The following is an 8,476-nucleotide window of genomic DNA, read 5'->3' as shown; positions in this document are numbered from 1 at the left end:
GTTTTTCCAGGCATTGGGTACAGGTATGGCTTTGGCGGTGCATAATCTTTAGATAAGGCCAGGGCTTTGGATTTGGCATCGGCCAAGAGCCGGTTTTTATTCATGGTTATGTCGTCGCTAGCACTGAGATACAACAGTTCCTTCGCTTCAAAAGCCGATTTCGATACGCTCGCCAATCCGATGGTTTGGAATGCCTTGATGACCGGTGGAATAGACCCGCCAGCCCGTTTCGGCTGCATTAAACAGCGGCGCAGATATTCCTTACATCCTCCCCAGCCTGGAATCAGGCCGACACCGACTTCCACCAAGCCCATATAAAGTTCGGCATGGGCTAGCACTGCATCGCAGTGCAGCAGTATTTCACAGCCGCCACCCAGGGCGAGTCCAGAGGGTGCGGCGACCACGGGAAAAGGAGCATACTTCAACCTTTGATAAGTTTGTTGTCCTTGATTGATAAGTTGCTCTACCGCCGACCAGTCGCTTTCATGGATCGCTTTCATCAATAGGCCAAGGTTAGCGCCAGCGGAAAAGTTTTCGGCATCGTTATGGATCACCAATGCTGTGAATTCCTTGTTGACCTTGTCGATGCTTTGCTTAATCAATGCCATGGAATCCATGTCCAGCGTATTCATTTTGCTATGGAATTCCAGGCAAGCCACGTCGTCGCCGATGTCCCATAAGCTGGCGGAGGCGTTTTTAAGGATGGGTGGGTTTTGTTGCTTGATGTCGGACAGCAACAAAACGCCTTCGACCCTTCGGATAGGATGATACTGTCCAGCAAGGTCAGCAAATTCCAACTGGCCTGAGCTAGTCGAATACAAGCTGGAATTTTTGGCTAACAATGTCGGGATAGGGCGGTTTTCGCTGCGGAGCTTTTCCACGAACCAGGGCACACCGATTTGATCCAATAGCTCAAATGGCCCAAACTTCCAGTTGTAGCCGTCACGCATGGCGGCATCAATTCCTGTAATGTCATCGGAAATTTCAGGGACTAAGCTGGCGGCATAGCACAAGGTGTGGGATAGCACACGCCAAGCATACTGGGCAACGGGGTGAGGGTGCGATAACAAGGCTTGAAGGCCAGCTTTTTGGGCATCTTTAATTGTGGACAAATCCGATTTTTCACTTCGGGTATAGTCGCCAGTAGCAAGGCTGATGGATTCTTTGATACGCGCCCCATCTATTTTATTCAAGCGGTAAAACCCGCCTTTGCCTTTCCTGCCCGTGTAACCGTCGGCAATCATTTTTTGTACGATGTCAGGCAGTCGATTGACCTCATGAAAAGCATCCTGCGGTGGCAGCGCCAGTTTCATGCCCTTCAAGATAGGGGGGATCAGATCCAGACCCACTAAATCCAGCAAACCGAACACACCTGTTTTGGGGATTCCAAAAGGTGCGGACATGATGGCATCGGCTTGTTCAACCGTTATGCCTTGGTCAATTGCGTCCAAGAGGCCGTGTAGCAGCCAATAAATGCCAATCCGGTTGCCGATAAAGCCGGGGGTGTCTTTACAGGTTACGCAGTTTTTACCCAGTTTTATATCGGCGAACTGGCTGACTGTTTCAACCAATGCGGGTTTTGTTGCCGGGCTTGAAACCAGCTCTAACAGGCGCATGTAGCGGGGCGGATTAAAAAAATGGGTAATCATGAAACGCCGTTTGAAACTGTCCGGCATGTCCTTGACCAGCAAACCCAAAGGCAGGGTAGACGTGTTTGAGGAAATCAGGCAGTCTTGCTTACAAACCGCTTCAAGCTTTTGGTAAAGCGACTGTTTTATTTGCGGATTTTCAATGACTGCTTCAATCACCCAGTCGGCATCGGCTAGCCAGTGCAAGTGATCTTCAATATTACCTGTCGTAATCAGTCGGGCATTGTTTTTACCCATAAAAGGCGCTGGATTGCTGTCCAGCAATTTTTTGACGGCAGTTTCGGCGATGCTGTTACGGTTAGCCGCTCCATTAGGGACTATATCCAGCAAATATACGGGTATGCCCGCATTAGTGATATGCGCGGCAATGCTTGCGCCCATCACACCCGCGCCGATGACCGCCACTTTTTGGATGTTCATTAGATCGCCTCCAGAATAGTGGCTATTCCCTGACCTCCACCTATACATTGTGTCGCTAGTGCATAGCGTTTATTTTCCCGCTGCAATAAACTGGCAGCTTTCCCGGTAATCCGGGCTCCAGTTGCGCCCAGCGGGTGGCCTAAGGCAATTGCACCGCCATCAAGGTTGAGTTTAGCCATAGGTATCGGCAATTCCTTAAGTACCGCTAAGGCTTGTGCAGAAAAAGCTTCATTCAACTCGACAATATCAAGGTTGTCCAAGGTTATTCCGGCTCGGATCAAGGCCTTATGGGTTGCGTTAACCGGGCCTATGCCCATGATTTCTGGCGCACAGCCGGAAACGGCGCAAGCCTTGATGCGTGCCATTATTGGCAGCTTGTGGGCATCGGCATAGTCTTCACTGCACACCAAAACGGCGGCTGCGCCGTCCGTTAGGGGTGAAGAAGTACCTGCGGTTACCGTGCCGGAGGCCTGGAATGCGGGATTTAGCCCAGCTAAGCCTTCTGCTGTGGATTCAGGGCGCAAGCAGCCATCCGTGTCAATCAAGCCTGATTTTGCCGTGATGGGTATAATTTCATCGGAAAATTTGCCACCCTGCTGGGCAGCGTAAGCCTTTTTTTGGCTATCCAGTGCGAAAGCTTCTTGCTCTGTACGGGCGATTTGATATTTTCGGGCAAGATTTTCGGCTGTATCACCCATGCTGATATAGGCTTGCGGGAAAGTTTCATAAAGCGCAGGGTTGGGCATATTGTTGTAGCCGCCCATCGGGATTCTGCTCATCGACTCCAAGCCAGCGCAGATAAATACTTCGCCTGCATTCATCTGTATCGCGCCAGCCGCTATGTGGATGGCCTGCATGGACGAGCCGCAGAAACGGTTGAGCGTCATTCCCGCTATGGTGCTAGGCAATCCAGCCAGAAAGACAATCAAGCGCGCGACGTTAAGGCCTTGCTCGCCTTCTGGAAAAGCACAACCCAGGATTAGGTCTTCGATGTCGTCGGGATTGACTCCCGTTTTGCTGACCAAGCCTTTAACCACTTGGGCGGCGAGGTCATCGGGCCTAACTTTTGCCAAGCCTCCTTTCTGGGCTGGCGTGAAGGGTGATCGGCAATACCCGGCAACAACAACATTTTTCATTATTTGATCTCCTCGTTATATGAATCCTCGCCTCATTACCACTCGCCCAACACTGCTTCCTCGCATTAAGCCGTTAACACCTCGTTCTTAAATAGTCAGTGCATCTGCTCTTACGACCGGATTACTTCGTATTCGTTTCATCTATGCACTCCTTCATAAATTCATCAATACTTTCCCAAGTGCCGCCGATATTCTCCATCAAGATACCGTGGCGGTTTGAAGGTATGAATTTTAGCTGCTTGTTTTTGCAGGTGAGCTTGCCCATGATCGCATGGGCGCTCTTAAATGAAACGACCGGATCATTGTCGCCTTGCAAAATCAATACTGGCACTGTACATTTTGGCGCAAAATCATTCATTTGTTCAATTAGTTGCCTTAGCTCATACAGGCTTTTGACGGGTACGTTCCGGTAATTGACCGCTGGATGTTCGGCGGCATTTTCAATAAAAGACTTGATCCCCTCGAATGATGATATCCAATCCACCAACTTATTGGTGCCATGAAGTAGAGGTACCAACATAAAGGCAGGATTGATGAATTTTATCGGCACAGCAACGGCATTGACGCCAATGATGTCAGGAAAATGTTCGGTAGCCAGTTTGAGGCCCAAAGTCCCGCCGGTGGAAAATCCGGTCACGAAAATCCGGTCACTGTGGGCCTTAAGTATCCTATAGCCGCGAACCACTGACTGGTACCAATCTTCCCAGGTTTGGTTTTGCAGGGCATAAGGCGATGAGCCGTGGCCTTTGAGCCGGACACCCATCACAGTGTAACCCTGTTGGACTAGATATTCACCGTAATCCCTGAGTTCGGCAGGGCTGGCGAGCAGGCCGTGGATCAGCAGGACGCCTATGCCATTGTCCTCATGCGGATCGAGGAAAAAAGGGTTCGCATCGGCAGTGGCGGTTTCCTGGGCATTGATGTCATCATAAGTGGGCTTATTGTAGGCGTGATGCTCCCAGTTTAAGTCGCGGCATTCATCCTCAAAATGCCAGGCAGCAAGCTCCTGTTGATCGATGTCATCACATTCTGCCAGCGCTTTAATGATGGTTTCGCGAACAACCGTAATGGGCTTGGCTTCGTTATCGTAAACAGCGATCATATTTTCCAGTCGTATGCTGTCAAAATCATGGTCTTCAAGCAGTTTCGGCAATAAGTGGTATCGGGTTTTGTATTTGGCGATAAGGCCGGTGTTTATGGCTTCAGAGATGAAATGTTGGAAGCGTGTGCTGGTGCCGCTGATCAGTTCGCTGTAATCAATGGGGTTGAGCAAACTTCGATGTAAATTGATATTCGTATTGTTTTGTAAGTGCTTGACCGCTATATAAAGTATGGTGAAAAACCGTTGCTGTTCGATTTGTGGTTGTCCGTTTTTGATCAGATACATGATCAGGATTGAGGCAAGATGGCTTAGGTTGATGGTGACGTTAAGGTAAATTTCCTCCATGTACCGGTCGCGAGTCGCATTAGCCGCTTTTTTAAAATAGAACCCCAGGCATCTTTGCTGCCAGTCTTTAGGTTTGGCTTGCAGGGTAAAGATGTCGTCCACCGATTTGGCTTTAGCCATCACTTGTTGCAATAAATAGTGGCTACCAAAAAATTTGCGGTCAAAAGGTTCTAGCGGCCTACCCATGCGTATATCCATGTCGGTGTTTTTTAGCATGATATTGCCTTCGATCAGCAGTTCTTCGGTTTGCCGCAAACTTAAGCTATCAGTAAAAAAATCGACCGCTTTTAACAGTAAGTTTTCCGATGTCCGAATCGGGTAGAACGTAATATTGGCGGGAATAATCAGGGTACGCTTGAGTGCGGAGGTGAGTAATTGATCCAGGCTATCTAGCTGAAGTTGTTCTTTCCACCAGACCAACTGGTCATGGTCTTTTTGATGATAGGCATGTCGGATGATGATTTTTATGGCTTCAATTCCCTGTGCCAGGACGGCAGCACCCGTGTGTTGTTTGCGCCGTAGACCTGTCATGCGCGAATAAATACCGTAATTGCCTTTTTCATCAATAACCTGACGGTCTTTGATCATACTGCCTTCAGGGAAAATGATAACCTTCCGTCCACGCAGTATTTGTGCTGTCAGCAAAGAAAATAAGCGGTCGTGGTCGTGGGGGAAAACGCCAACGTGCTGGAGGTATCTTGCCATCACCGTGTCTTGTTGAAAAAATTCACCAGATGCGATAGCACAGCTATAGGCACCAGATTGCTCGTAGATCAGAAATTGCGGGATGAACGTTTCGAAACGGGAAAAATGGTTAAACAGGAAGATATCGCCCTGTTGTACCTGGGTGTCGGCATGGACTTTTATTTTAACACTGAGTACTTTTTTGACGGTGTCAAATACCCTGACTGAGCGGTTATAAAGCGTCTTATCTATATCACTCCAGTTATCCGGGTAAGCTGCTGACATGGGATTATTGCTATTCTTCTGGGGCTGACAAATCCAAAAGATGTTTTGAATTATCGATAACAGGCGTATCGGCAGCGCCTTCTTTAGGCATCGTGGTGGAATTGTTTATGATAGTGACAGCGTTAGGGTCTTGGACAGCGGGCGCACCGGAACTGGGAGTGTTTGCCAGGTTATCCTGGGTTTTATTGTCCGTTGCGCCTTCGGTTGCGCTTCCATCAAGGCCTTCTTCAAGTAGGGGGTCGTTATTTTCTTCGGGTGGATTGCCGTCATGAATCAAGTAGTCACGACGTTGCAGGTAGGCATTTTTAACGAAGTCGTAGCGGTCTACCGATGCTTCATCGACAATTCTTTCGGATGACATCAAGTCTGACCGGGTATCGGTGACATCAACAGCAGTAGCGGCAGCGGTGGCGGCATTGGCTGCAAAACCACCAAAAAACGAGACATAAGTCAAGGGATTAAAAAACGCATCACCAATCAAGCCAATGGTATCCCTGGGCGAACTGGCACCCAGGAAGGGCAACACCATGTAAGAACCGGATGGAATACCCCAGGATCCCAAGGTTTGGCCAAAATCTTCGTCATGCTTGGGTAAGTCAATCATTTTTGCAACGTCAAAAATCCCGACTACACCTACGGTGGTATTAATCAGGAAGCGGCTGGCATCCATACCGCCCTGGACAAATTTCAATTGTAAAAAATCATTGATGGTTACACCAATGTCATTAATATTGCTGAAAACATTGCTTATGCTTTCGTCGACCGGATTCGGCACTGCCGACTGATAACCTTTTGCCAAAGGTTTTAGGATGGTATCGTCAAAATCCTTATTAAAGTCATGCACATCGCGGTTCCAGCTTTCCATAGGATCATTGTTGGTTTGCGTAGCCGTAGCGGGTGTTGTCGAGCAACCAGACAGCGTACTTGAAATGATCAAGGTGCCAAGTATTCGGCGTGTGATAGGGGTAGGTTTTTGGGTTATCATGATAGGCGTCTCTGTGGCGCTAGCTAATGGGGTGTGTTCGGCCTGATAATAGTTTTTCCTTCAAGCAAGTATAACTCAAGGTGTTTATTAATAAAAAACAGGCGGCTTCATTTTTCAATATTCTTGGCAATTGGACTTTTTTTTAGGCATCTCGTTATCTCATCATCAGTTTTATTAGTGTCCCATCCCAGGATTTTTGCCGTGATGTTGGCGAGATGGGATAAGTCTCCGGGCGTCAGTTTTGCCAGTATTAAAAGTGGTATCCGCCGTCTTAGCAAGTCATCCAGATGGATAACCATTTCATGACGCGCACAGGACACTAAATCAGCCATGATAAAAGGTAGTTCCGGTCTGATAAGCATAGCTAAATCTGGATTATCTTCACATAATTGGAAAACTTGGGAGATTTTATTGCCATGACGACTGACCAGCCAGAAGGTGCTGTCCTTATTGATGCCAAGACGTTGCGCCCTGGGTAGTGAAACATCCAGCAATGATTGGTAATCAGTGCCGCAAAGCCAAGGGAAGGCTCTGCCAAAAGTTTGGCCAGCCCTATGAATTCCTAACTGTTTGCAAACCGTATCGGTAATGATTGCGGCATCTTCCCTGGCTGAGGTGAATTTGCCGCCGATTGAAGAAAGCAATCCGTTTTGGGATGTTTTTAAAATCCAGTCGCGGCTTATGCTCGAAGGATTATTGCTGTGAGACTGTTGTAAAACCCGGATGCCCGCAAATTTCCCGATAATGTCTTGCTCAGTCCAGTTTACTGTTTTCAGTACGTGATTCGCTTCGCTTAACAAATACTTGATATCTTCATTGGTAATGGGTACATTTTCGATGTCGCCGTCATAGTCGGTGTCGGTCGTTCCCAATAAAGTCATGCCGTACCAAGGGATGATAAAAAACACGCGACCATCCGATTTTGCAGTTAACAATAGGGCTTCATCCCTAAGGGTTTGCGGCATGACTAAATGAATGCCTTTGGATAACAGGTAACAGTCCTTACCGTTCTGGAATAAAGACGACCATCGTCCCGTCGTATCGACCACTAGTGCCGCATCAATTTCTATGGTTTCATCGTTTATCTCGTCATGAAGAATGGCGCCGCTGATTTTGCCGTTTTTTTCAACTAATTCGATGGCTTCGCAATAGTTGATGCAAACTGCGCCAGCCGAGCAAGCGCCATCTATCAATTCAAGTACAAAGCGTGCATCGTCGGTTTGGGCGTCGAAATAAGTGAATCCAGACAGTAATTCAACCGAGTCTAAGTAAGGAAAATGCTTGATAAAATCGTCCTTCGAATGGGATTGGTGTTTTTGGGATAGGGGTACTTTACCGGCAAGGAAATCATACAAGGCTAGGCCAATTTTCAACCGAAACGCGCCTATTCGACTGTTTTTGTATACCGGAACACCGAATCGTAGCGGCCAGACCCGATGAGGGGCTGCTTGCAGAAGCATGCGCCGCTCAGCCAAGGTTTTCTTGACCAGTTTAAAATCGAAGGTTTCCAGATAGCGCAGCCCGCCGTGTATCAGTTTGCTGGAAGCGGAAGACGTTGCACACGCCCAATCGCCTTTATCGATAATAGCGACTTTGAGTCCGCGAAGGGCGGCATCATAAGCCGTCCACGCCCCGTAAATGCCGCCACCGCAGACGAGTACGTCCAATTTTTGGTTTTTGAGTTGGCTGAAATCTCTCTGCATTACCTAAATTTTGGTCGATTGATGAGGTTAATAGCCGTAACTTTGAAGCTAAGTTGAGACTATACGGGGATTCCTGTCAGTTTTCCGAAGAATATGAAGGTTTATAGATATTTACAAGAGATTAAGGGCGACATGTTATAGAATGCATTCAAATTGCATTGTGCTCG

The 8,476-nt window shown here is 47.9% G+C and carries 5 protein-coding genes; all 5 read right to left on the bottom strand.

Going from position 1 to position 8,476, the window contains the following annotated elements:
* The coding region (locus ACLQ6D_RS07180) for a 3-hydroxyacyl-CoA dehydrogenase NAD-binding domain-containing protein (protein ID WP_411726598.1) at positions 1–2,069 on the bottom strand (2,069 nt) is incomplete at its 3' end.
* The gene (locus tag ACLQ6D_RS07175; protein ID WP_411726596.1) at positions 2,069–3,205 is read right to left on the bottom strand and encodes a thiolase family protein; all 1,137 of its coding nucleotides are present in this window, start codon (positions 3,203–3,205) and stop codon (positions 2,069–2,071) included. The genes ACLQ6D_RS07180 and ACLQ6D_RS07175, both read right to left, overlap by 1 nt.
* 121 nt (positions 3,206–3,326) lie before the next feature.
* Positions 3,327–5,621 (bottom strand): alpha/beta fold hydrolase, encoded by a 2,295-nt coding sequence (locus ACLQ6D_RS07170; protein WP_411726595.1) that lies wholly within the window; start codon positions 5,619–5,621, stop codon positions 3,327–3,329.
* 10 nt (positions 5,622–5,631) lie between these two features.
* Positions 5,632–6,606 carry a VacJ family lipoprotein gene (locus ACLQ6D_RS07165; protein ID WP_411726594.1) on the bottom strand — a complete coding sequence of 325 codons (975 nt, stop codon included), beginning with the start codon at positions 6,604–6,606 and terminating at the stop codon, positions 5,632–5,634.
* Between the two features lie 107 nt (positions 6,607–6,713).
* A complete protein-coding gene (locus ACLQ6D_RS07160; protein WP_411726593.1) occupies positions 6,714–8,309 on the bottom strand; it encodes a glycerol-3-phosphate dehydrogenase/oxidase in 1,596 nt (531 codons plus the stop codon).
* Positions 8,310–8,476 lie beyond the last annotated feature (167 nt).

The organism is Methyloglobulus sp., assembly GCF_046714055.1.
GTDB lineage: Bacteria > Pseudomonadota > Gammaproteobacteria > Methylococcales > Methylomonadaceae > Methyloglobulus.
The sequence above is the reverse complement of the archived record's forward strand: the minus strand, read 5'-3'. Positions and strand labels throughout refer to the sequence as shown.

Bases quoted from the DNA above. Each gene is read 5' to 3' on its own strand.
- ACLQ6D_RS07160 (WP_411726593.1), bottom strand. From the start codon at position 8,309: ATGCAGAGAGATTTCAGCCAACTCAAAAACCAAAAATTGGACGTACTC.
- ACLQ6D_RS07175 (WP_411726596.1), bottom strand. From the start codon at position 3,205: ATGAAAAATGTTGTTGTTGCCGGGTATTGCCGATCACCCTTCACGCCA.
- ACLQ6D_RS07165 (WP_411726594.1), bottom strand. From the start codon at position 6,606: ATGATAACCCAAAAACCTACCCCTATCACACGCCGAATACTTGGCACC.
- ACLQ6D_RS07170 (WP_411726595.1), bottom strand. From the start codon at position 5,621: ATGTCAGCAGCTTACCCGGATAACTGGAGTGATATAGATAAGACGCTT.